This window comes from Streptomyces sp. NPDC006643 (assembly GCF_042870175.1).
Taxonomy (GTDB): Bacteria; Actinomycetota; Actinomycetes; order Streptomycetales; family Streptomycetaceae; genus Streptomyces.
In genome coordinates this window covers 181,287-203,799 of the sequence record NZ_JBIAHA010000010.1, presented here as the reverse complement: position 1 = coordinate 203,799, position 22,513 = coordinate 181,287, and the positions used below count along the sequence as shown (strand labels likewise).

The window sequence follows — 22,513 nt, the reverse complement described above, 5'->3', positions numbered from 1 at the left end:
CGCCTGTCAGGGGCCGGGCCCGGCCGTCGCGGTGATCGACTCACCCCGCGCACGCGGGCGGCGCCGGGGATCGTGTCTCATGTCCCCGGCGCCGCCCGTGCCCGTCCGACGGCTCAGCGCACGCCGACGGCCGCCAGCGCGTTCCGCTGGGCGGCGGTGGGCTCCACCGGCCAGTAGAGGTAGCAGACGCCGCCGGTGCCCGAGGTCACCGCGCCGGAGGCGTTGTAGCGCTTCGTCCGGAGCCAGATGTTCTCCCACTCGCGGCGCTTGTAGATCCGCCGTACGGCCGTGTTGCTCGGCGAGGCCGGGTCGTTCGCGATCACGTCGCCGTCCGCCGTGAAGCCGATCACGGTCATCAGATGGCCGGAGGTGCCGTAGCCCGCGCCGGTCAGCTCCTTCTCCAGGAACGACTGTGACGTTATGACCGGGATGCCCGCGCGGATGAGCCGCTCGACGTCGGTGAGCGAGCCGAGCCGGGTGACGACGGCGTTCATCTCCCGGTAGCTCGACGCGTACGCCGCGTTGAACGGCCAGTTGCCGCAGCCGTCGTACTGGTAGTCGAAGGTGAACCGCGCCGCGTGGCAGACCTGGGGATCGGCGAAGGCCGGATTCACCCACGCGAGGTCGGCGGCGCTGGGCTTCCGGCCCCAGTACTCGATGATCATCTGCGAGGAGGTGGGGCTGCACCAGGCCTCGCCGCCGTTGTCGTACTCGGGGTACTGGCCGACGTGGGTGTTCTGCGAGTAGCGCGGCACGGTCAGCTCGCGCGCCACGACGTGCTCGGCCGCCGGGACGGTGAACCGGTCCGGGACGTCCGACGCCATCGCGCCGACCCGGTGGACCGTGGGCGTGAGCGTCGTGCCCGGCTTGCGGTGGAGCGTGAGGCGCAGCTGGTACGACGCCAGCCGCAGACCGCTCGCCGGGTCGTCGATGGCGAAGGTGTCGGTCCAGACGCTGCTGCGGTCGTCCGTCTGGTCGTCGACGGACGTGCGGTGGATGTCACCGTCGCCGGCCGCCCAACGGCCCATCACATACCAGGGCGTCGCCTTGCCGTCGGAGTAGGTGCCGCGCAGCTCGGTCTGGATCCAGGTGCCCGCGGGGGTGTCGGCGTTCCAGGAGGCGATCGCCTCGGTGGCCGGGACCGTGGAGCGGTGGACGGGCGAGGTCCAGGTCGCGTACTCCCAGGTGCTGGTCCGCCCCGTGTGCGGGTCGGCGTAGTCGGTGCGGCCGGCGGGGGTGGCGATCACCAGTCCCGGCCGGCTGCCCGTCAGGACCTTGGTGCCGTTGCCCGTACCGCCGCGCCAGTCGGTGGCCGAGGTCCAGAACCGGTTGTCCACCTGGGTGCTCGCACGGCGGTGGGCGGCCGACGGGCCGGTGCGGGCGGCCGGTGCGGAGGGAGTGGTCGCGAGGGCGGGCGCGGCGGCGGAGAGCGCGCCCGCGCCGGCCGCGGCGAGGGCGGTGGCGAGCACCGTACGGCGCGACGCCGGGCTGTTCCGGGACGGAGCTGGGTTGTTCATGGGACCCCCGGGTCAGTGGTCGGGTGCACAACAGTTCGTCAACTATCGCGGGTCCCGAACGCCTTCGGCCAGAGATTCGTATCGCGTCGCCGGACCAATATTGGTCTCCACCAGTGACATCCCCCGGCGCCGGAGGTGCCCCGCTCCCCCCGCGCATAGGCTGGCCGGGTGGACGACCTCACGGAAGCCGCCATGACCCTGCGCGCGCTGCCGCCCTCCTGCGGCCCGGTACGGCTGGTCGCGATCGACGGCCACGCCGGTTCCGGCAAGAGCACCTTCGCGTCACGGCTCGCCGCCGCGCTCGGCGGGGCGCCCGTGCTGCGGCTGGACGACCTGGCCACGCATGACGCGTTCTTCGACTGGACGGACCGGCTCGCCGACGATGTGCTCGGACCGCTCTCGCGCGGCGCGACCGCGCGGTACGCGCCGTACGACTGGACCTCGCGGTGCTTCCGTGCGCCCCGCCCGCTGCCTCCCGCGCCGGTTGTCCTGATCGAGGGGGTGGGCGCGGGCCGGGCGGCGGTGCGGCCGTGGCTCGCCCGCCTGTTGTGGATGGACCGCGGCGCCGAGGAGTCCTGGCAACGGGGCCGCGTGCGCGACGGATCGAGTCTTTCGGCCTTCTGGGACGGCTGGACGCGGGCGGAGACGCGCCATTTCCCGGCTGATCCGTCGCGTCCGTTCGCCGATGCGCTGGTGCGTGAGTGGCAGGAGGGATACAAGTGGCTGCCCGGAACTCCTGCGACCGCGCCACAGGATGGACCCATCACCCACGGTGACGGGTCGTTGCCTCCGTACTGAGCAGTCGGAAATCAGCCTCGAAGGTGCCTCAACTCGGCTTGACCAAGGGGCGGGACAGGTCTTACGTTCTCAATGTGCGGCTTTTCGGAGCCGCCGCAGACGCGGAGCCCCCGGTTGTTCCCCCGTGATCGGGGGCTTCGTTCTGCCCTCTCGGCCGTCTCTCCGGCGCCGCCGCTCACTCAGCGATCACCCTGGGTCACCGGTGTGTGCGGGCCGACTGCGCCCTTAGTCGCGCACCCTCTACGCAGGTACGATGCTTCCTGGTGGGGTCAATTCCCGTGCACGACAAGGTGGTTCAGCACGCTCTGCCGACGGGCGCCTGCCCGGCGGGACATCACGGGGTCATGGTTTGTGGGGGGCCTGATGGACATCGGCACGCAGGGCGCTGGGGCCCCGGCCGATCTCGCGTGGGTGCGTGGTGTGGACGCCTACACGATGGGGGCGTATCCACAGGCGGAGGAGGAGTTCCGGGAGGCCGTACGGCTCGATCCCGGAATGGCCGACGGCTGGCTCGGGTTGCACGCGCTGCGCGTCGACACCACGACCGCACTGCTGCACATGTACCGCCACCGTGACCGCTTCGGCGAGCAGCGCTCCCGCCACCGCCGCACCCTCAACTCCTGGTACTGGCTGGGCTGGTGGGTGCAGCCCGTGCTGGAGAGCCGGCGCGATCTGCTGCTCGCGCACGCCTCGCACTGGCTCGACGGCCGGCACGTGCCCGAACTGGACCGGGCGCTCGCCGGGCTGCCGCCCGTGGACGCCGATCCGCACGTGCGCTTCCTGCACGCCTGCCGCGCCTATCTGGTCAAGGACTGGGACCAGTTGGTGCGCCACACCGAATCCCTCGTCAACGACCCGCTGTTGGGCATCGAGGCGGGTCTCTTCGGCGGGATGGCACGCGTCCGGCTGGAGATGTACGGCCAGGCCGAGCCGCTGCTCTCGACCTCGCTGATGCGATGTCGCAGCGAGCAGCCGCAGCGCAAGGAGCTGCGCTACTGGCTGGCCCGCGCGCACGAGGGCACCGGGCGCAGCGCCGCCGCGCTGCCCCTGTACCGGGCCGTGCACCGTATCGACCCCACCTTCATGGACACCGCCGCCCGGCTCGCGGCGATCACCGATTCCGACGGGTACGACGGGGCGGACGAGTCGGCCGGACTGGCCTCCGTGGCGCTGGCCGGCTTCGGCCAGGACGTGGCGGACGCGGTGGCCGACGGCGACTATCCGCAGGGCACCGATCCACGGCCGGGCGTCGACGCGCAGCCGCCGTACGGGGTGGGTGGTCCCGTGAACCCGGTGGACGCGGCCGATCCGGCGGACGGGATACGGGAGAAGGCCGGCGTACCGGCGCAGCCCGTTCCTCCGCAGTTCCCGGACCGCCCCACGGATCCGGTCCTGCTCGCCGAGGCACTGGCGGAGCTGGAGCGGATGGTCGGTCTGGAGCCGGTCAAGCGGCAGGTCAAGGCGTTGTCCGCGCAGCTCAACATGGCGCGGTTACGCGCGGGCCAGGGGCTGCCCGTACAACCCCCCAAGCGTCATTTCGTCTTCTCCGGCCCCTCGGGCACGGGCAAGACGACCGTCGCGCGCATCCTCGGCCGGGTCTTCTACGCGCTGGGACTGCTCGGCGGAGACCATCTGGTCGAGGCCCAACGGGCCGATCTGGTGGGCGAGTTCCTGGGTCAGACGGCGGTGAAGGCGAACGAACTGATCGACTCGGCGATCGGCGGTGTGCTGTTCGTCGACGAGGCGTACAGCCTCGCCAACTCCGGTTACAGCAAGGGCGACGCCTACGGCGACGAGGCCCTTCAGGTGCTGCTCAAGCGCGCCGAGGACAACCGCAACCATCTCGTGGTGATACTCGCCGGCTATCCGGAGGGCATGGACCGGCTGCTCGCCACCAACCCCGGTCTCTCCTCCCGCTTCACGACGCGCGTCGACTTTCCCAGCTACCGGCCCCTGGAGCTGACCGCGATCGGTGAGGTGCTGGCCGCCGAGAACGACGACGTGTGGGACGAGGAGGCCCTGGACGAACTGCGCAGTATCAGCGGGCATGTGGTCGACCAGGGGTGGATCGACGAGCTGGGCAACGGCCGCTTCCTGCGGACGCTGTACGAGAAGAGCTGCGCGTACCGAGACCTGCGGCTCTCCGGCTATCCGACCACCCCGGGACGGGACGATCTGGCCACGCTGCGGCTGCCGGATCTGATGCAGGCGTACGGCGAGGTGCTGTCCGGCCGGGGCCCGGTGGACCGGGGGCGCGGGCCGGTGGATCCCCCGGCGCTCTGATCGGTCCGGCCCATCCGGTGGGATGCCGAACGGGACGGTCCGGCCGGTTCCCGGACGGCGGACGCCCGGGAACCGGCGCGCTCAGTGTGCGAGGACCTGGTCCGACGGATCGGGCGGACCCCCCGTACCGCCGGTGCGCAGCGGCACCGGCCGCGTCGCCTCCCGGTGGGACGGGTCCCGTACCTCACCGACGAGCATTTCCAGTACGTCCTCCAGCGCGACGAGCCCCAGCACCCGGCCGGACGCGTCGGCGACCTGCGCGAGGTGTGTGGCGGCGCGGCGCATGACGGTGAGGGCGTCGTCCAGCGGCAGTTCGGCGCGCAGCGTCGTCATCGGCCGCCAGACGTGCTGCGGTACGGCGCGCTCCCGCTCCTCCAGATCGAGTACGTCCTTGACGTGCACGTACCCCATGAAGACCCCGGTGTTGTCGGCGCAGACCGGGAAGCGGGAGAAACCGGTGCGCACGGTCAGCTCCTCGATCTCGCGTGGCGTGACGGCGGGCGTCACCGTCACCAGTCCGGCCCGGGTGAGCAGGACGTCGGTGACCGGCCGGGAGCCCAGCTCCAGGGCGTCCTCCAGGCGCTCCTGCTCCGCCGGTTCGAGGAGGCCGGCCTGGCCGGAGTCCTCCACGAGACGGTTGAGCTGTTCACTGGTGAAGACGGCCTCCACCTCGTCCTTCGGTTCGACACCGAAGGCGCGCAGGACGAGCGTGGCGCAGGCACCGAGGGCGGCGGTGACGGGGCGGCAGAGCCGGGCGAAGCCGACGAGGCCGGGGCTGAGCCAGATCGCGGTCTTCTCCGGTGCCGCCATGGCGAGATTCTTCGGGACCATCTCGCCGATGACGAGGTGCAGGAAGACGACCAGGGCGAGGGCGATGAAGAAGCCCAGCGGGTGAATGAGACCTTCGGGCACATGGGCGGCGTGGAAGATCGGTTCCAGGAGGTGCGCCACGGTGGGCTCGGCGACCGCGCCGAGCGTCAGGGAGCAGATGGTGATGCCGAACTGCGCGGCGGCCATCATCTGCGGAAGATTCTCCAGACCGTGCAGCACCTGTCTGGCGCGTGCCGATCCCTGGGCGGCCAGCGGCTCGATCTGGCTGCGCCGTACGGAGACGAGCGCGAACTCGGCGCCGACGAAGAATCCGTTGGCGAGGACGAGCAGGACGGCGAAGAGAAGCTGGAGGACGCTCACCGGGCCGCCTCCGCCTGCGCCGGGGCGGCTGCCGTCGTGGCCGGAGCGGCAGGAGCCGGGGCCGGAGCGGCTGCCGGAGTGGCCGGGACCTGGACCTCGACCGTGGCGGGCTGCCGGGACGGTACGGGGGCCCGTACGCCGGTGGCCGGGACATCGCCCGTGCGCACCAGCCGGACCCGCTCGGCCCGGTAGCGCCCGACCTGCCGGACGGAGAGCCGCCAGCCGGGCAGCTCCGCGCGGTCGCCCGGTGCGGGGATCCGGCCCAGCAGATCGGCGATCAGGCCCGCCACCGTCTCGTACGGCCCGTCCGGGACTTCGAGTCCTATCCGGTGGAGGCTGAGCACCCGGCAGCTGCCCTCGGCGTCCCAGGTCGGACGCCCGTCGTCGGTGGGCACGGAGACCAGTTCCGGCCGCCCGTCGCCCGCGCTGTCGTGCTCGTCGAGGACCTCGCCGACCAGTTCCTCGACGATGTCCTCAAGGGTGACGACCCCGGCCGTACCGCCGTACTCGTCCACGACCACGGCGATGGGCTGCTCGTTGCGCAGCCGCTCCAGGAGCTGCTGCACGGGCACCGTCTCGGGTACGAGCTGGGCCGGTACGGAGATCCGGCCGACCGGTACACGCCGACGCTCGTGCGCGGGGACGGCGAGCGCGTCCTTGAGATGGGCCATGCCGACGATCTCGTCGATGCGCTCCCGGTAGACGGGGAAGCGGGACAGACCGGTGGCCCGGGTCAGGTTGAGCACGTCGGCCGCGGTGGCGTCCGACTGGAGGGCTATGACCTTCACGCGGGGGGTCATGACGTGCTGCGCGGTGAGATGGCCGAGGGACAGGGTCCGTACAAACAGGTCCGCCGTGTCCTGTTCGAGCGCGCCGGCCAGCGCGGAGTGCCTGGCCAGCGAGACCAGCTCACCGGGGGTACGGGCCGAGGCCAGCTCGTCGGTCGGTTCGACGCCGAACAGCCGCACCAGCCGGTTGGCCACCGTGTTGAGCAGGGTGATGACGGGCCGGAAGACGGTGGCGAACAGATGCTGCGGTCCCGCGACGAAGCGCGCGACCTGCAACGGCCGGGACACCGCCCAGTTCTTCGGCACGAGTTCGCCGATGACCATCTGGACGGCGGAGGCGAGCAGCACGCCGATCACCACGGCGACGCCGGACACGGCGCCCTCGGGGAGGCCGGTGGCCGTGAGCGGGCCGTCGAGCAGCTGGGCGAGCGCGGGCTCGGCCAGCATGCCGACGACGAGGGAGGTGATGGTGATGCCGAGCTGGGTGCCGGAGAGCTGGAAGGACAGCTCCCGCAGGGCCCGGACGACGGCGCGGGCGCGGCGGTCGCCCGCCGCGGCGGCGCGCTCGGCGTCCGGCCGGTCCACGGTCACGAGACCGAACTCGGCCGCCACGAAGAATCCGTTGGCGAGGATGAGAAGGAATGCCGCGGCGAGCAGCAGAAGGGGGATGGTCATGCCGCCGCCTCTTCGAAGGCGGCGGCGCGGGTACTACCGGATGATCCGTCCATTGCTGGAGGGAGTCACTCCTCGGGTCGCAGGGTGCCCCGCGGGCCGGTACTCACGGCCGTCGGATGCGGGGCGGGGCGCACTTGGCGTCACCGACCCCCAGGGTAGCCACTGGGACGACGACCGCAATGTTCACGCGGGTCCGTTGTCCGTGGCGCGGTCGGTGGCGCTGTCCGTCGCCGGGTCGGCCGCCGCCTCCGTCGGGGTCGTCGCGGTGTCCTTGCCGACGCCGCGCGACTCCACGAGGGCGCGCAGGGCCCGCGCGTCGCGTACGGCCTTCTGCTTGGCGATCCCGGGCTGGATGCCGAGCACGGGCAGGCTGGTGCCGTCGCTGAGATCGAGGAAGACCCATGGGTCGCCGGCCCGCAGATTGACGCGCAGGATCTCCGGCCACTCCAGCCGCCGGACGCGGGTGAGATTGACGACGGTGACGCCCGTGTCGTCGGCGACAACCTTGGGGCGGCTCAGCAGGCAGAGCACACCGAAGAAGAGCAGCGCGACAAAGATGAAGCTGACCCGCTCCCCCGCGTTCAGCTTCTCCAGCGTCACGGACATGGCCGTGATGACGACGAGCATGAGCGTCCCGACGGAGAGCAGGACGGCCCGGGTGCCGTTCGGCCGGAACGTCACCGGCAGGGCGGGCGGATCGGGGAGCGCGGGGCGGGCGGCCGGCACGGTCATCAGGGGTGAGTCCTTCACAGGCGGCAGGCGTGGATGGCCGTGGTGAGGATGGCGCGGGCACCCAGCTCGTACAGATCGTCCATGATTCGCTGCGCCTCCCTGGCGGGGACCATCGCGCGGACGGCGACCCAGCCCTCGTTGTGCAGCGGGGAGACGGTCGGCGACTCAAGGCCGGGTGTCAGCGCGACGGCTCGCTCCAGGTGCTCGGCGCGGCAGTCGTAATCCATCATCACGTAGGTGCGCGCGACCAGGACGCCCTGGAGGCGGCGCAGGAACTGCTGGACCTTCGGTTCGTCGGTCTCCGCCCCGTTGCGGCGGATGACGATCGCCTCGGACTTCATGATCGGCTCGCCGATGACTTCCAGTCCGGCGTTGCGCATCGAGGTGCCGGTCTCCACCACGTCCGCGATGAGCTGCGCGACGCCCAGTTCGATGGCGGTCTCGACGGCGCCGTCCAGGTGGACGACGGAGGCGTCCACGCCCTTGTCGGCGAGGTACTTGACGACGACGCCTTCGTAGGAGGTGGCGATCGTCAGCCCGGCGAAGTCGGCGACGGAGTTGGCCGTGCCGGGCTTCGCCGCGAAGCGGAAGGTGGAGCGGGCGAAGCCGAGGGGCAGGATCTCCTCGGCGTCCGCGCCCGAGTCGAGCAGCAGGTCCCGTCCGGTGATGCCGATGTCGAGCCGGCCCGAACTCACATAGATCGCGATGTCGCGCGGGCGGAGGTAGAAGAACTCGACCTCGTTCTCGGGGTCGACCAGGACGAGTTCCTTGGACTCCTTGCGCTGCTGGTAGCCGGCCTCATGCAGCATCGCCGACGCTGCCCCGGAGAGTGAACCCTTGTTGGGGACGGCGATACGCAGCATGGGAGTCGCTTCCTTACCTATGCGTGACAGCGGGGAACCGTGGGCGGGCGGCGTCCGGACGCGCCGCTGCGCCCGGGGCCGTGAAGCCGTGGAGTCGTGTGGTGAAGTCGTGGAGCGGGTCGTGGGGTTGATACGTCGCCGAGGGCCGTGCTCACAGATGGGCGTAGACGTCGTCGAGCGAGATCCCGCGCGCGACCATCATCACCTGGACGTGGTACAGCAGCTGGGAGATCTCCTCGGCGGTGGCTTCGGGGCCCTCGTACTCGGCCGCCATCCACACCTCGGCGGCCTCTTCGACGACCTTCTTACCGATGGCATGCACTCCCTTGTCCACCAGTTCGGCGGTGCGGGAGGTGCTGGGGTCGCCCGTGGCGGCCTTCTGCTGAAGCTCGGCGAAGAGCTCCTCGAACGTCTTCTTCGGCATGGTGAGGCCTAGGGGGTGTCTTGTGGATCTTGCCGGGCTCGCGGCCCCTGGCACCGTGCCTCGCCGCGTTGTCGTCGGTCGGCATGGCTCCGCCATGCCTCCCTCCTCCGCCTTGCGATCCAGCACCAGACCCCGCTCGCTGATCCGGCCTGATCCACAAGACGCCCCCAGCCTACGCGGTCCGGCGCGGCCGTCAGCGCCAGGGTTCGGCGACGGTGCGCAAGGTGGCCGCCGTGGCGACGGCGGCGGTGACGGCCTCGTGGCCCTTGTCCTCGCGGGAGGTCGCGAGTCCCGCCCGGTCCAGCGCCTGTTCCTCGGTGTCGCAGGTCAGAACGCCGAAGCCGATCGGTACGCCGGTGTCGATCGAAACCTTCGTCAGACCCTGGGTGACGCCCTGGCACACGTAGTCGAAGTGGGGCGTCCCGCCCCGGATGACGACGCCGAGGGCGACGACGGCGTCGTAGCCGCGGTCGGCGAGGACCTTGGCGACGACGGGCAGTTCGAAGCTGCCGGGGACCCTGAGCAGGGTCGGCTCGTCGATGCCCAGTTCGCGCAGGGCGCGCAGGGCGCCGTCGACGAGCCCGTCCATCACCTGCTCGTGCCAGAGGGCCGCGATGACCGCCACCCGCAGGTCGCCGCAGTTGCGGACGGACAGTTCGGGTGCACCCTTGCCGCTCATGTCTCTCCTGTTGTTCCGGTGTGCCGATGGGTAGCGCGTGTCGTGTGTGGTGGTTACTGGTTGCCGCAGGCCGATGTGGCCGCCGGGTCGAGCCAGGGCAGTTCGTGCCCCATCCGGTCCCGCTTGGTGCGCAGGTACCGCAGGTTGTGCTCCCCCGCCTGGACGGGCATGGGCTCGCGCGCGGTCACCTCAAGGCCGTGCCGCCTCAACGCGTCGACCTTGTCGGGGTTGTTGGTCATCAGCCGCAGGCTGCGCACCCCGAGGTCGTCGAGGATCCGCGCCCCGGCCGCGTAGTCCCGCGCGTCGGCGGGCAGGCCGAGTTCGAGGTTGGCGTCGAGGGTGTCGCGCCCGCGCTCCTGGAGTTCGTACGCGCGCAGCTTGGACAGCAGTCCGATGCCGCGCCCCTCATGGCCGCGCAGATAGACGACGACGCCCCGGCCGGCCTCGGTGACGCGCCGCATGGAGGCCTGGAGCTGCGGGCCGCAGTCGCAGCGCTGCGAGGAGAAGATGTCGCCGGTCAGGCATTCGGAGTGGACCCGGACGAGCACGTCGGTGCCGTCGCCGATGTCGCCGTGGACGAGGGCGACATGCTCGACGCCGTCGACGGTGGAGCGATAGCCGTACGCGGTGAACTCGCCGTACGCCGTGGGCAGATGGACCTCGGCCTCGCGGCGGACGGTGGGCTCCGCCGTACGCCGGTAGGCGATCAGGTCCTCGATGGAGATGATCGTCAGTCCGTGCTTGCGCGCGAACGGGATCAGCTCCGGCAGCCGCAGCATCACCCCGTCCTCGCCCGCGATCTCGACGATCGCCCCGGCGGGACGCAGCCCCGCCAGCCGCGCCAGATCGACCGCAGCCTCGGTGTGGCCGTTGCGTACGAGCACCCCGCCCGGCTTGGCGCGCAGCGGGAAGACATGGCCGGGCCGGACGAAGTCGCCGGGTCCGGCCACGTCGCCGGCGGCGAGCAGCCGCAGCGTGGTGGCGCGGTCGGCGGCCGAGATGCCGGTGGTGACGCCGTGGGCCGGTCCCGCGTCGACGGAGACGGTGAACGCGGTCCGCATCGACTCGGTGTTGTGGTCGACCATCTGCGGCAGTTCCAGCCGGTCCAGCTCCGCGCCCTCCATGGGGGCGCAGATCAGTCCGCGGCACTCGCTCATCATGAAGGCGACGATCTCGGGCGTCGCCTTCTCGGCGGCGATGACGAGGTCGCCCTCGTTCTCACGGTCCTCGTCGTCGACGACCACGACGGGGCGGCCCGCCGCGATGTCCATGATCGCCCGCTCCACGGGGTCGAGGGCGAAGTCCTCGATGTTGTCGGTGGAGTACCAGGTGGGTTGTGCGGTCATGCTGCTGCTCCTTCCAGAGCCGGGGCGGCGGGCCGGGTGCGCAGCCACCAGTCGCGCAGCCCCCACAGGACGAGGCCGAGGTAGACGACGTACACGAATCCGGAGAAGGCGAGTCCGCTGCTGAACGCGAGCGGTACGCCGACGAGGTCGACCAGGAGCCAGGCGAACCAGAACTCGACCAGACCGCGTGCCTGGGCGACCATCGCGGCGAGGGTGCCGACGAAGATGTACGCGTCGGGCCAGGGGTTCCAGGACAGTTCGGGCACGGCGGTGAAGATGCCGCCGACGGCGAGGGTGCCGACGGCGGTGCCGCCGAGGAGCAGCCAGCGTTCGGGCCAGGTGGCGAACCGTACGGCGATCGTGCCGTCCTGCGCCTGCTGACGGCCGCGCTGCCACATCCGCCAGCCCCACAACGCCACGCCGATGACGAGGAGTTGCTTGCCGACGCCGCCGCTGAGCTGCGCCGAGGCATAGGCCGTGACGAGGATGACGCCGGACAGGAACTGCGCGGGCCAGGTCAGGATCGAGCGTCGCCAGCCGAGCGCGAGGGCGATCAGGCCGATGGTGTTGCCGATCATGTCGGACCACATGATGTGCTGGCCGAAGGCGGTGAACGCCTCCGCGTTCAGCCACGGCATGTCCAGCCACGAGGGCAGCGCGCTCACCGGACCGGCCCCTGCGTGTCGTGGGCGCCGGAAGTCATCAGCCGCTCCACGTACTTGGCGATGACGTCGACCTCCAGGTTGACCGGGTCGCCGGGCTGCTTGATGCCGAGTGTGGTCAGCGCGAGGGTGGTGGGGATGAGGCTGATGGTGAAGTGGTCGGGTGCGGCGTCGACCACCGTGAGGCTCACACCGTCGACGGTGATGGAGCCCTTCTCGACCACGTAGCGGGTGAGGCCGGCGGGCAGCGAGACGGTGACGATCTCCCAGTGCTCGGACGCCTCGCGCTCCACGACCGTGCCGGTGCCGTCGACATGGCCCTGCACGATATGGCCGCCGAGCCGGCCGCCGACGGCCATGGGCCGCTCCAGATTGACGCGTGAGCCCGGCACGAGCGCGCCGAGGCTGGAGCGGTTCAGCGTCTCGGCCATCACATCGGCGGTGAACTCGCCCTCGGCGAGGTCGACCACGGTGAGGCAGACGCCGTTGACGGCGATCGAGTCACCGTGTTTCGCGCCCTCGGTGACGACGGGGCCGCGCAGCCGGAAGCGGGAGGAGTCGCCGAGGTTCTCGACGGCGGTGACCTCACCCAGTTCTTCGACGATTCCGGTGAACACTCAACGCTCCTTGTGGGAAGTGGGAACAGCGGTGGTGGTGCTGTCGGCCGGGCCCTGTTCGGGTGTCGCGGTGACGCGGAGGTCGGGGCCGACCCGTACGGTCTCGGTCATCCGCAGACGCAACGCCCGCGCGATGGTGGTGATTCCGGCGTCGCCCAGGGCGGCGGGGCCGGCGCCCAGCAGGACCGGCGCGAGATAGCCGACGACCTTGTCGACGGCCCCGGCGGCGACGAAGGCACCGGCCAGCGTCGGGCCGCCTTCGAGGAGTACGGAGCGGACGCCGCGGGTGTGCAGTTCGGCGAGCAGGGCGGGGACGGACAGTCCACGCTCGGCGCGCGGCAGTCGTACGACGTCCACCGGCTCGTCGCCGGGCCCGGCGGCCTTGAGGTGCGTGGTGTCCGCGTCGTCGGCGACGGCGATCAGCGTGGGCGCGGCGCCGTCCAGGACGCGCGCCCCGGGCCGTACGGCGGTGGCTTCGCTGTCCACGACGACCCGCAGCGGCTGGACGGCGCCGTCGACGCCGCGGACCGCGAGGTGCGGGTCGTCGGCGCGCGCGGTGCCCGAGCCGACGACGACGGCGTCGGCCTCGGCGCGCAGCCGGTGGACGTCGGCGCGGGACTCGGCGGAGGTGATCCAGCGGCTGGTGGCGTCGGCCGCCGCGATCCGGCCGTCGAGCGTGGCGGCGTACTTCCACAGGACGTAGGGGCGGCCGAGGCGTACGGAGGTGAGCCAGGCGGCGTTGCCGGCCTCGGCCTCCTCGGCGAGCAGTCCCGACTCGACCTGGACGCCGGCCGCCCGCAGGGTGTCGGCGCCCCCGGTGGCCTGCGGATTCGGGTCGCCGACCGCGTACACGACCCGGGCGATCCCGGCCTCGATCAGCGCCTGTGCGCAGGGGCCGGTACGGCCGGTGTGGTCGCACGGTTCGAGGGTGACGTAGGCGGTGCCGCCGCGGGCCCGGTCGCCGGCCGCGCGCAGGGCGTGGATCTCGGCGTGCGGACCGCCGGCCCGCCAGTGGAAACCCTCACCGGCGTCCCGGCCCGAGGCGTCGAGGATCACGCATCCGACGACCGGGTTGGGGCTGGTGGCGCCGAGCGCGCGGGCGGCGAGCGCGATGGCTCGACGCATGGCGTCGATGTCGGCCGTGGTGGTGGCCACCGGGTCCTCCTGCCTCTGGGGCACGGACTCCGGGGCCTGTCGATGACGACAGAGAAACGGGACACGCACAGGGGAACGCCGAGGCCGAGGGAACGAATCGTCCAAGGACGATCCGCCGACGACGGCGTACCGATGACGGCCCGCCGCGCACTGCCTCCCATCCGGACTTTCACCGTCGGTCCAGGAGTTTCACCTGGTCAACCGGCCGCTGGAAGCGGTCGGGTCGCGGACTGTAACCGCCGGTTCGGAATTGCACCGACCCCGGAGTGCGCTGCTGCTGGTACGGAACCAGTGTGCCACGCCTGATCGCCGGCCATCAGGGCCAGGTGTGTGCGCTGACTCACAGACGGTGGCCGGGCGGCGACGCCACGAGCGGTGGGCCGGCCGTACGGCTTCGACACGGGCTCGTACCCTGTCGTCTCCCGGTGCGTCACACGCTGGCAGGCTTGGGCCATGGCAACAATCCTCGTGACCGGCGGTACGGGAACACTCGGCAGACAGGTCGTGGACCGGCTGCGCACGGACGGGCACACCGTCCGCGCGCTGAGCCGCAGTTCAGAGCCGTACGCCGTCGATCTGCGCGACGACGACAGCAGGGGTCTCGACGCGGCCTTAAGAGGTGTGGAGGTGGTCGTCCACTGCGCCTCGTCGCCGCGCGGCGGTGACGACCGGGCGGCGGCGCATCTGGTCGAGTCGGCCGTACGCGCGAAGATTCCGCATCTCCTCTATGTCTCGATCGTCGGGGTCGATCGCTTGCCGCTCGGTTACCACCGGACCAAGCGGATCGTGGAGCGGATGATCGAGGACTCGGGGCTCGGCTGGACCATTCTGCGCACGACCCAGTTCCACGATCTTGTGCTGCGGATGCTGGAGGGCGCGACAAAACTGCCGGTCGCGGCGCTGCTGCCCGCGGAGGTGCGGCTTCAGCCGGTCGGCTCGGCGGAGGTCGCGTCCCGGCTGGCGGACCTGGCCACGCGCCCGCCGTCGGGGCGGGTTCCCGATGTCGGCGGTCCCGAGATCCGGACCGTGCGGGAGTTGGCCGACTCCTATCTGCGGGCGACGGGTCACAAGCGTCGGGTGCTGCCGATGCCGCTGTTCGGGAAGGCGTACGCGAGCTATCGCCGGGGTGATCAGCTGGCGCCCGAACGGGCCGTGGGCAAGGAGACGTTCGACGATTTCCTGGCGACGCGGAAGATGTGAGGAGCCCGGAGGGAGCACGGGGGACGTCAGTGAATTCATGAACATGTGACATTCCGGCCGGCCGATGCCTCCCCTCGGCGCCCGTCACACGACCGGACCGCACCGGACGGACGGACCGCACCGATTGCACCGAGGGCACCGAGGGCACCGAGGGCGCCGGCCGGACCGGCCGGGGTGATCGGAGCGCCCGACCCGATCAGACGGGTGGCGCGAAGAGGTCGTCCTGGGCCGCGTCGCGCGCCGTCAGCAGCGCTCCCCGCAGCACGGCCGCGCCGCCCAGCGGGCTCGCCACCACCTCCGTACGGAGGGGGGACATCTCCGCCAGCCGGGCCTCGACGCGGGAGGCCAGGTCCCTGCCGCCCGCGTGCCCGACCTCGCCGCCCAGGACCACCCGGCCCGGGTCGAGTACGGCGCTGATGGCGGCGGCGCCGACCGCGAGGCGACCGGCGAGGGCGTCGAGGAAGGCATTGCCCGCCGCACCGGCCGTGCGGGCGGCGCGTACGACGGCCGCCGCCGGGGGCTCCTGCGGGCCGGCGGCTGCGAACAGGCCGTGCCGTTCGGCGAGTTCGCAGATGGCCGCCGAGCCGGCGAGCGTGTGGAATCCGCCGTCGCAGGCGGTGGCCGAGGGCAGCTGCGAGGTGCCGGGCACCGGCAGGAAGCCGATCTCACCGGCGCCGCCCGAGGCGCCGCGCCGGACCTTGCCGTCCAGTACGAGGGCGGCGCCCACACCGAGCCCGAGCCACAGCAGGACGAAGGTGCCCGCGCCCTGGTCGCGGGCGGCGCCGACGCGCTGTTCGGCGACGGCGGCGAGATTGGTCTCGTTCTCCACGAGGACGGTGGCGGGCAGGCGTTCCTGGAGCGCGGCGACAAGTCTTCGGTGCCAGGCGGGAATTCCGCTGGTCTCGCGCAGCTCGCCGGTCACCGGGTCGATCAGGCCGGGCGCGCCGATGCCGACGCTGTGCAGCCGTACGGCGCCCGCCTCGTGGGCCGTGCGCTCCAGCAGGGCCGCCGCGCCCTCGACGGCCGGTTCGATGCCGGTGTCGCTGCCGATGGGCAGCACCGCTTCGGCGAGGGTCGCGCCGAGGAGATCGCTGACGACGACGGCGACGCTCTGGGTCCGTACGTCGAGCGCCGCGAGATGCGCCCGGTCGGCGACCAGCCCGTACAGCCGCGCGTTGGGGCCGCGGCGTGCGCCGCCCGTCTCGCCGACGATCCTGACCAGCCCGGAGCCTTGCAGCCGCTCCACGAGGTCGGCGACGGTGGGCCGGGAGAGTCCGGTGAGTGTCTTGAGCTGTCCCGCCGTCAACGGGCCCTCTTCCTGGAGGAGTTCCAGGGCGAGACGGTCGTTGATGGCGCGAGCCGTACTCGGGGATGCGGCCATGCCTGGATCCTTCCAGATGTCCGCGATCTCTCGCGGGCAGCGCCATCTATTTATCATGCAGGGTTCCTGATAGTTTACTGCCCGACCGCCACAGGGCCGGACCGGCGTCACCGCGCCGCACGGGGAGGACGAGACGCAATGCCGACTGGACCACCGGTCTTCGACAAACAACGACTGCGCCAGGCACGGTTCGCCGTGGCGGCCGTCTTCTGTGTGCACGGCTCCGTCACCGGCAGTTTCGCGACGCGTATCCCCTGGATCCAGGACCACGCGGGGCTCAGCGCCGGGCAGTTGGGCCTCGCGCTGGCCTTCCCCGCCATCGGCGCCTCCGTCGCGATGCCGCTGGCCGGCGCGATCAGCCACCGCTTCGGCGCGCGTACGGCGCTGCGCGGACTGCTCGCGCTGTGGACACTCTCGCTGACACTGCCCGCGCTCGCGCCCAATCTGCTGACGCTCTGCCTGGCACTGTTCGTGTACGGCGCCACCTCGGGCATGTCGGACGTGGCCATGAACGCGCTCGGCGTGGAGATCGAGAACCGGCTCGACAAGTCGATCATGTCCAGCCTGCACGGCATGTGGAGCACGGGCGCGCTGCTCGGCTCCGCCGGCGGCACGCTCGCCGCCCATATGGACAGCGACGCGCGCGTGCACCATCTGATCGCGGCCGTCGTGCTCACGGTCGCGGGCATGGTCGCCTGCCGGTGGGTGCTGGATCTGCGCAGCACGCCGGACGACGAGCCGCCGCCGCGCTTCGCGCTGCCGCCGAGGTCCGCGCTGCTCATCGGTGCCATCGGCTTCTGCGCGGTCTTCGCCGAAGGCGCGAGTCTCGACTGGTCGGCGGTGTATCTGGAGGACGTGCTGGACACGTCCCCGGGTCTGGCCGCCGCGTCCACCACGGCGTTCGCGCTCACCATGGCGATCGCGCGGCTGCTCGGCGACCGGGTGGTCGACCGCTTCGGCGCCGTGCGGTGCGTCAGGGTGGGCGGCTTCTCCGCCACACTCGGCGGCGCGCTGGTGGTCTTCGCGCCCAACCCGGTCGTCGCGATGGGCGGGTTCGGCCTCGTCGGACTGGGGGTGGCGGTGGTCGTACCGCTGGCCTTCGCCGCCGCCGGGCGCAGCGGACCCAACCCGAGCCAGGCCATCGCGGGCGTCGCGACCATCACGTACACCTCGGGGCTGATCGCCCCCTCGGCGATCGGGGCGGTGGCCGACGCGACGTCACTGGTGGTCTCCTTCGGTCTGGTGACGGTGCTGGCCTTCGGGCTGGTGCTGGGGGCGAGCGTGCTGAGGACCGGGGACCGGCGGACTGCTCCGGCGGACGGGGCGGCGGAGGCGGGGACCGGGGTGTCGAAGCCCACACCCTCCATACAGAACGACTGACGAGCGGGGGCGGCGGAAGGGCGGACGGAGCATTCCGTCCGCCCTTCCGTTCTTCCGTTCGTCTGCCTGATCCTCCGCTCGCTCAGGGCGCGATCGAGTCGAGCTGTTCGGCGGCCGGCCGCAGCGCCCAGAGGTCGCCGAGGGGCGGCTCCTCCAGCCGGGGCACTGCCGCCTTCGCCTTCCTGCTTCCGGCGTCGGCCGCCGCGTGGACGATGTCACTCGCCGCGTACCGGTCGAACTTCAGCTCCGGATGCGGCCACGGGGCACTCGCGGTCGCCGCCGGCAGCAGATACTCGACGGCCTTGAACAGGCTCTGGCCGTCCGGCCCGCGGTGGTCCCAGAGATTCACGCCGACGTGCCCGCCGATGTCGGCGAGCCGGGTGTAGGCGACCAGCGCGAACGTCGAGTAGTGATAACTGCGGGTGCGGGCCAGCTCCTGCGGCTGAGTGCCGTCACCCTTGATCTGGGTGTCGATCCGCTTCGCCCGCGCGTCCTTGACGACCTTGCGGGCGAGGGCCTTGTCCCCGGTGGCGAGCGCGAGACCGGCGACCTGCATGTCCATGAAGGTGCCGTGGTTGTTCTGGGCGGCCGACTCCTCCTTGCCGAAAGGAGAGTTGACGAGCCAGTCGAGGAAGTCCTCGTTCCAGGCCCGCATCGCGGCGCGGTCGGCCTTGGTCCAGCCCGGGGCGCCGGTCTCCAGGATCGCGAGCGCGTCGAGCACGCTCGTGTACTGCTGGGAGAAATCAATGATCCCGATGGCCCGGCCGTCGTACTTGCACGGGATGAACTGCCCGTGGTTCAGATTCGGGTTCATCCGCGTCGCCGGGTCGACGAACCAGGTGCGCAGGATGTCGGCGGCGTGCTCGGCGTACTTCTTCTTCCCCGTGTAGTACCAGGCGAGACTCAGGCTGGTGGTGGAGTTGAAGACCTTGCCGATGTCGGGGCGGTCGGTGCCCGTGTCGACCTCGGGATTGCGCTCGCCGTCGCGCTGGACATACGGGCAACCCCAGGGATTCTCCTCGGTCTTGGGCTGCGACGGCCACCAGTACGGGGCCTGGCTGAGGTAGTCGTGCGGATCGCCGCTCGGGGCCGGCTTCGGCTTGTCGGTGACGGTCCAGGGGCCTTGGTTCAGATACGTGTCGGCGGTGGCGGTGAGCCGGCGCAGCGTGCCGCGCAGTGCGGGGTCGCCCCGGTCGAGACGGGCCTTGGCCGCCTGCATGCGCTTCCCGTCGATGACGACCGTCGCGGGCGCCTTTCGGACGTTGTCGTGCCGGGCCTCACCGGCGGACGAGGACGTCGCGGGTACGAGGACGGCGGCCAGGACCGCCGAGGACGCGAGCAGGGCGCCGAGACGCCGTCGGGTTCTGCTCCTCATCGAGCACTCCCATCATGTATGTGAATGATGTTCACGAACAAGACCGTGCGAGCTGTGAGCGTAGAGGCACCCGACTCCAACGGACAATGCCTCGGACCGGATTCAGGTAGCAGAACCTCCAGAGGAGGCGGGACCGAGACCGCCCGGCCGGGGGCCATACCATGACCTGATCTTTTCGACCGGTATCTTTTCGGCCCCGTATCTCGGAAGTGGAGCCATCCTCATGAACCTCGGTGTGCGCTGGACCCTGCACGGTGACGGGCGCACGCCCGCGCCCGGCGCCGTCGTACGCCCCGATGAACGGCTCTCCTGGCCCCGTACGGCCGGACTCGGCGCGCAGCACGTCGTGGCGATGTTCGGCGCGTCGTTCGTCGCACCCGTCCTGATGGGGCTCGACCCCAACCTCGCGATCATGATGTCCGGTGTCGCGACCGTGATCTTCCTGCTGGCCACGCGTGGCCAGGTGCCGAGCTATCTCGGCTGCTCGCTCTCCTTCGTCGGGGTCGCCGCCACCATCCGGGCGTCGGGCGGCGACAGCGCCACCGTGACCGGCGCGGTCCTCGTCGTCGCCGTCGCGCTGTTCCTCTCGGGGCTGGCGGTACGGCGGTTCGGCGCCCGGATCATCCACGCCGCGATGCCGCCGGTCGTGACGGGCGCGGTCGTGATGCTCATCGGCTTCAATCTGGCGCCGGTCTCCGCCAAGACGTACTGGCCGCAGGACCAGTGGACCGCGCTGCTGGTGATGGTGGTCACCGCGCTGGCCGTGGTCTGTCTGCGCGGCTTCTGGTCCCGTATCGCGATCTTCCTCGGGCTGCTCTTCGGCTACGGCGTCTCCTGGCTCTTCGACCGGGTCTTCGGCAGGATCCACTCACCGGCGGGCGGCGCGGAGGCGGTCGACCACTGGCGCCTGGACCTGTCCCTGGTCGGAAAGGCCGACTGGATAGGTCTGCCGGACTTCCACGGGCCGAGCTTCGAGTGGTCGGCGATCCTGGTCGCGCTGCCGGTCGTCATCGCGCTGATCGCCGAGAACGCCGGGCATGTGAAGGCCGTCGGCGAGATGACCGGCACCTCGCTCGACGGCAAGCTGGGCACGGCGATCGCCGCCGACGGCGCCGCCTCGATGCTCTCCACCGCGGTCGGCGGGCCGCCCAACACCACGTACTCCGAGAACATCGGTGTGATGGCCGCGACCCGCGTCTACTCCACGGCGGCGTACTGGGCCGCCGCCGGATTCGCCCTGCTCTTCGGACTCTGCCCGAAGTTCGGCGCCGTCGTGGCCGCGATCCCCGGTGGTGTGCTGGGCGGGATCACCGTCATCCTCTACGGCATGATCGGCCTGCTCGGCGCGCAGATCTGGATCAACGCCGGGGTGGATCTGCGCAATCCGCTGAATCTGGTGCCGGCCGCCGCGGGCATCATCATCGGGGTCGGCGGGGTCAGCCTGAAGTTCACCGACAGCTTCGAACTCGGTGGCATCGCGCTCGGCACCCTCGTGGTCATCGTCGGCTACCACGTACTGCGCGCGTTCGCCCCGCCGCATCTGAAGGGCGACGGACCGCTGCTGGACTCTGGCACGTCGACGTACGACAGCAAGGACTGAGCGGGCTGCGGCTCAGCGGTCAGTCCTCGGGCAGCTCCACCGGCGCGATCTCGTCGTACATGTCGCCCGGCCCCGGATTCGTCGGGTCCGTGGCGCCCCCGAAGTGGGTCAGCACACCCCACACGGCGTTGAGCGCGGTCTGTACGGCGCCCTCCGCCCACCCCGCCGTCCATGAGATGTCGTCGCCCGCCAGAAAGATCCCACGCTTGTCCGCGGGCAGCCGGTCCTGCATGAAGTGGGTGAACAGGCGGCGCTGGTAGCGGTAGTGCCCCGGCAGGTTCGCCTTGAACGCGCCCATGAAGTACGGCTCGTTCTCCCATGACACCGTCACCGGGCTGCCGATGACGTGCTTGCGGATGTCCACCTTCGGATAGATCTCGCCGAGCGATTTCAGCATGACCTCCATCCGCTCGTTCGCCGACAGCGGCAGCCACTTCAGACTGTCGTCGCACCAGGTGTACGAGAGACAGATGACGGCCGGCCTGTCGGGTCCGTTGTCCAGGAGGTAGGTGCCGCGCGTCATCCGGTCGGTGAGCGTCATCGACATCGTGTCGCGGCCCGTCGGGTTGCCCTGGTCGTCGACGGCCTCGTCCAGCCAGAACGGCCGGTCCACCGGCACGAACAGCTTGGACGACTCCATGTAGTGGGTGCGCTCCATCGCCGTCCAGTGGTCGATCGGGAAGAGCGAGTCGTCGCAGTCGATCTTCGAGAGCAGCAGCCAGGACTGCGCGGTGAAGACGGCGGCGCGGTAGGTACGGATGTCCCCCGAGGCATCGGTGACGGTGATCCGGTTGCCCGCCGTGCGGTGCAGCCGGGTCACGGCGCCGCGCGGCTCGCCGCCGTGCAGGGAGGAGAGCGAGGTGCCGAGCGGCCAGTGGATGATCTTGGCGGGCTCGCGTTCCCAGAGGCGCAGCGGGAGTTGCTGGCTGCCGCCGACGATGCCGCGGTGGTGGTCGTCGGCCTCGGAGTAGACGACGCGCAGGATCTCCAGGATGGAGTTGGGGAAGTCGGTGTCCCAGCCACCCGTACCGAAGCCCACCTGGCCGAAGATCTCGCGCTGCCGGAAGGACTTGAAGGCGTCGGAGTCGCAGAGGAAGCCGTAGAAGGTCTGGTTGTCGAGCTTCTCCACCAGCCTCGCCCAGATCTCCCGGATCCGCGGCACGTCGCGCTCGCGCATGGCGTGGTTCATGTCGGAGAAGTCGGCGCCCTCCTCCAGACAGGTGTTCCAGGCGGCCATGACATCGCGGTAGACCTGCGGCAGATCGTCGATCGTCCGGGCGTAGTGCGACTCGCCCTTGAGGTCCACGACGGTCGAAGGGGTGCCGGGGGCAAGGGGGTTGGGGAACGGCTCGGTGACCAGGCCGACCAGGTCGATGTAGTGCTGGAGCGCGGTGGACGACGGCGGGAAGCGCATCGCGCCCATCTCGGCGGTCAGGGACGGGTCGCAGCCGTCGAAGCCGACGGTGCGCAGCCGGCCGCCGATCCGGTCCGCCTCGTAGACGACCGGCCGCAGGCCCATCTTCATCAGCTCGTACGCGGTGACGATGCCGGAGAGACCGCCGCCGATGACCGCGACCTCGGCGCCGTGCTCGGTCGCCGGGATCTGGCCGAGGCCGGCGGGGTGGGCGAGGTGGTCGTCGTACGCGTACGGGAAGTCCGGGCCGAACATCGTGATCGGCGGCAGGCCGGGCGGCGGCTGGGCCTCGGGGTGCTGGACGGAGGTGGGCACCGTGGACGTCATGGGGTACGGACTCCTTGCGGGCAGGCGTGTGCGGCGGGGACGCGGACAGCCGCGGCGGACCACGGCGAAGGCGCGGAGGGGTTTCTCGGGCGCGCGGGACGGCGGG

Annotated in this window: 18 protein-coding genes, 1 pseudogene and 1 riboswitch; of the genes and pseudogenes, 5 read left to right on the top strand and 14 right to left on the bottom strand. The window is 71.2% G+C overall.

Annotated elements, in window-relative coordinates; genetic code table 11:
* Positions 1 to 113: 113 nt before the first annotated feature.
* Positions 114 to 1,517 (bottom strand): peptidase C39 family protein, encoded by a 1,404-nt coding sequence (locus ACFYNU_RS16130; RefSeq protein WP_356594999.1) that lies wholly within the window; start codon positions 1,515 to 1,517, stop codon positions 114 to 116.
* 168 nt (positions 1,518 to 1,685) lie between these two features.
* On the opposite strand from ACFYNU_RS16130, the gene ACFYNU_RS16125 reads away from it, so the two are divergent.
* Together ACFYNU_RS16125 and ACFYNU_RS16120 are read left to right on the top strand one after the other, a co-directional pair.
* Entirely contained in the window at positions 1,686 to 2,315 is a 630-nt protein-coding gene (locus ACFYNU_RS16125; RefSeq protein ID WP_356595001.1) for a hypothetical protein, read from the top strand.
* Between the two features lie 363 nt (positions 2,316 to 2,678).
* Complete coding sequence (locus tag ACFYNU_RS16120; protein ID WP_356595003.1) at positions 2,679 to 4,598, top strand: AAA family ATPase; 1,920 nt, start codon at positions 2,679 to 2,681, stop codon at positions 4,596 to 4,598.
* A gap of 81 nt (positions 4,599 to 4,679) precedes the next feature.
* Here ACFYNU_RS16120 and ACFYNU_RS16115 read toward each other — a convergent pair whose 3' ends face one another.
* The 10 genes and pseudogenes from ACFYNU_RS16115 to ribD all read right to left on the bottom strand — a co-directional run bounded on the left by ACFYNU_RS16115 (position 4,680) and on the right by ribD (position 13,700).
* Complete coding sequence (locus ACFYNU_RS16115) at positions 4,680 to 5,789, bottom strand: hemolysin family protein (RefSeq protein WP_356595005.1); 1,110 nt, start codon at positions 5,787 to 5,789, stop codon at positions 4,680 to 4,682.
* Positions 5,786 to 7,252 carry a hemolysin family protein gene (locus tag ACFYNU_RS16110; RefSeq protein WP_356595007.1) on the bottom strand — a complete coding sequence of 489 codons (1,467 nt, stop codon included), beginning with the start codon at positions 7,250 to 7,252 and terminating at the stop codon, positions 5,786 to 5,788. Before ACFYNU_RS16110 ends, ACFYNU_RS16115 begins: the two co-directional genes overlap by 4 nt.
* A gap of 261 nt (positions 7,253 to 7,513) precedes the next feature.
* Positions 7,514 to 7,984: pseudogene (locus ACFYNU_RS16105) on the bottom strand (PH domain-containing protein); the annotation flags it as partial.
* Positions 7,985 to 7,998: 14 nt separating this feature from the next.
* A complete protein-coding gene (hisG, locus tag ACFYNU_RS16100; protein ID WP_356595011.1) occupies positions 7,999 to 8,847 on the bottom strand; it encodes an ATP phosphoribosyltransferase in 849 nt (282 codons plus the stop codon).
* Between the two features lie 151 nt (positions 8,848 to 8,998).
* Entirely contained in the window at positions 8,999 to 9,271 is a 273-nt protein-coding gene (locus ACFYNU_RS16095; protein WP_023543014.1) for a phosphoribosyl-ATP diphosphatase, read from the bottom strand.
* A gap of 193 nt (positions 9,272 to 9,464) precedes the next feature.
* Positions 9,465 to 9,950 (bottom strand): 6,7-dimethyl-8-ribityllumazine synthase, encoded by a 486-nt coding sequence (ribH, locus tag ACFYNU_RS16090; RefSeq protein WP_356595014.1) that lies wholly within the window; start codon positions 9,948 to 9,950, stop codon positions 9,465 to 9,467.
* A 53-nt stretch (positions 9,951 to 10,003) separates the two neighbouring features.
* On the bottom strand, positions 10,004 to 11,296 hold the full coding sequence (locus ACFYNU_RS16085; RefSeq protein WP_356595016.1) for a bifunctional 3,4-dihydroxy-2-butanone-4-phosphate synthase/GTP cyclohydrolase II: 1,293 nt from the start codon (positions 11,294 to 11,296) through the stop codon (positions 10,004 to 10,006).
* Positions 11,293 to 11,934, bottom strand: a complete 642-nt coding sequence (locus tag ACFYNU_RS16080) for a nicotinamide mononucleotide transporter family protein (RefSeq protein ID WP_356595064.1) — start codon at positions 11,932 to 11,934, stop codon at positions 11,293 to 11,295. The genes ACFYNU_RS16085 and ACFYNU_RS16080 overlap by 4 nt, the downstream gene beginning before the upstream one ends.
* A gap of 23 nt (positions 11,935 to 11,957) precedes the next feature.
* Positions 11,958 to 12,575 carry a riboflavin synthase gene (locus ACFYNU_RS16075; RefSeq protein WP_356595018.1) on the bottom strand — a complete coding sequence of 206 codons (618 nt, stop codon included), beginning with the start codon at positions 12,573 to 12,575 and terminating at the stop codon, positions 11,958 to 11,960.
* Positions 12,576 to 13,700 carry a bifunctional diaminohydroxyphosphoribosylaminopyrimidine deaminase/5-amino-6-(5-phosphoribosylamino)uracil reductase RibD gene (ribD, locus tag ACFYNU_RS16070; RefSeq protein WP_356595066.1) on the bottom strand — a complete coding sequence of 375 codons (1,125 nt, stop codon included), beginning with the start codon at positions 13,698 to 13,700 and terminating at the stop codon, positions 12,576 to 12,578.
* Positions 13,701 to 13,873: 173 nt separating this feature from the next.
* Positions 13,874 to 14,004: riboswitch (FMN riboswitch) on the bottom strand.
* Between the two features lie 179 nt (positions 14,005 to 14,183).
* On the opposite strand from ribD, the gene ACFYNU_RS16065 reads away from it, so the two are divergent.
* Entirely contained in the window at positions 14,184 to 14,930 is a 747-nt protein-coding gene (locus ACFYNU_RS16065) for an SDR family oxidoreductase (RefSeq protein WP_356595020.1), read from the top strand.
* 196 nt (positions 14,931 to 15,126) lie between these two features.
* On the opposite strand, the gene ACFYNU_RS16060 is transcribed toward ACFYNU_RS16065, so the two are convergent.
* The gene (locus ACFYNU_RS16060; RefSeq protein ID WP_356595022.1) at positions 15,127 to 16,311 is read right to left on the bottom strand and encodes an ROK family transcriptional regulator; all 1,185 of its coding nucleotides are present in this window, start codon (positions 16,309 to 16,311) and stop codon (positions 15,127 to 15,129) included.
* Positions 16,312 to 16,449: 138 nt separating this feature from the next.
* Here ACFYNU_RS16060 and ACFYNU_RS16055 point away from each other — a divergent pair, with 138 nt between their 5' ends.
* Complete coding sequence (locus ACFYNU_RS16055; RefSeq protein ID WP_356595024.1) at positions 16,450 to 17,691, top strand: MFS transporter; 1,242 nt, start codon at positions 16,450 to 16,452, stop codon at positions 17,689 to 17,691.
* Positions 17,692 to 17,773: 82 nt separating this feature from the next.
* Here ACFYNU_RS16055 and ACFYNU_RS16050 read toward each other — a convergent pair whose 3' ends face one another.
* Positions 17,774 to 19,066 carry an alginate lyase family protein gene (locus ACFYNU_RS16050; protein ID WP_356595026.1) on the bottom strand — a complete coding sequence of 431 codons (1,293 nt, stop codon included), beginning with the start codon at positions 19,064 to 19,066 and terminating at the stop codon, positions 17,774 to 17,776.
* A gap of 223 nt (positions 19,067 to 19,289) precedes the next feature.
* Between ACFYNU_RS16050 and ACFYNU_RS16045 the strand changes: the two genes are divergently transcribed.
* Positions 19,290 to 20,666: a solute carrier family 23 protein gene (locus ACFYNU_RS16045; protein WP_356595028.1), complete on the top strand. Its 1,377-nt coding sequence runs from the start codon at positions 19,290 to 19,292 to the stop codon at positions 20,664 to 20,666.
* A 19-nt stretch (positions 20,667 to 20,685) separates the two neighbouring features.
* Here the strand turns inward: ACFYNU_RS16045 and ACFYNU_RS16040 are convergent, their stop codons facing one another.
* Positions 20,686 to 22,407: an NAD(P)/FAD-dependent oxidoreductase gene (locus ACFYNU_RS16040; protein WP_356595030.1), complete on the bottom strand. Its 1,722-nt coding sequence runs from the start codon at positions 22,405 to 22,407 to the stop codon at positions 20,686 to 20,688.
* Positions 22,408 to 22,513 lie beyond the last annotated feature (106 nt).

Bases quoted from the DNA above. Each gene is read 5' to 3' on its own strand.
- ACFYNU_RS16130 (WP_356594999.1), bottom strand. From the start codon at position 1,517: ATGAACAACCCAGCTCCGTCCCGGAACAGCCCGGCGTCGCGCCGTACG.
- ACFYNU_RS16120 (WP_356595003.1), top strand. From the start codon at position 2,679: ATGGACATCGGCACGCAGGGCGCTGGGGCCCCGGCCGATCTCGCGTGG.
- ACFYNU_RS16110 (WP_356595007.1), bottom strand. From the start codon at position 7,252: ATGACCATCCCCCTTCTGCTGCTCGCCGCGGCATTCCTTCTCATCCTC.
- hisG (WP_356595011.1), bottom strand. From the start codon at position 8,847: ATGCTGCGTATCGCCGTCCCCAACAAGGGTTCACTCTCCGGGGCAGCG.
- ACFYNU_RS16095 (WP_023543014.1), bottom strand. From the start codon at position 9,271: ATGCCGAAGAAGACGTTCGAGGAGCTCTTCGCCGAGCTTCAGCAGAAG.
- ribH (WP_356595014.1), bottom strand. From the start codon at position 9,950: ATGAGCGGCAAGGGTGCACCCGAACTGTCCGTCCGCAACTGCGGCGAC.
- ACFYNU_RS16085 (WP_356595016.1), bottom strand. From the start codon at position 11,296: ATGACCGCACAACCCACCTGGTACTCCACCGACAACATCGAGGACTTC.
- ACFYNU_RS16080 (WP_356595064.1), bottom strand. From the start codon at position 11,934: ATGCCGTGGCTGAACGCGGAGGCGTTCACCGCCTTCGGCCAGCACATC.
- ribD (WP_356595066.1), bottom strand. From the start codon at position 13,700: ATGCGTCGAGCCATCGCGCTCGCCGCCCGCGCGCTCGGCGCCACCAGC.
- ACFYNU_RS16065 (WP_356595020.1), top strand. From the start codon at position 14,184: ATGGCAACAATCCTCGTGACCGGCGGTACGGGAACACTCGGCAGACAG.
- ACFYNU_RS16060 (WP_356595022.1), bottom strand. From the start codon at position 16,311: ATGGCCGCATCCCCGAGTACGGCTCGCGCCATCAACGACCGTCTCGCC.
- ACFYNU_RS16055 (WP_356595024.1), top strand. From the start codon at position 16,450: ATGCCGACTGGACCACCGGTCTTCGACAAACAACGACTGCGCCAGGCA.
- ACFYNU_RS16050 (WP_356595026.1), bottom strand. From the start codon at position 19,066: ATGAGGAGCAGAACCCGACGGCGTCTCGGCGCCCTGCTCGCGTCCTCG.
- ACFYNU_RS16045 (WP_356595028.1), top strand. From the start codon at position 19,290: ATGAACCTCGGTGTGCGCTGGACCCTGCACGGTGACGGGCGCACGCCC.
- ACFYNU_RS16040 (WP_356595030.1), bottom strand. From the start codon at position 22,407: ATGACGTCCACGGTGCCCACCTCCGTCCAGCACCCCGAGGCCCAGCCG.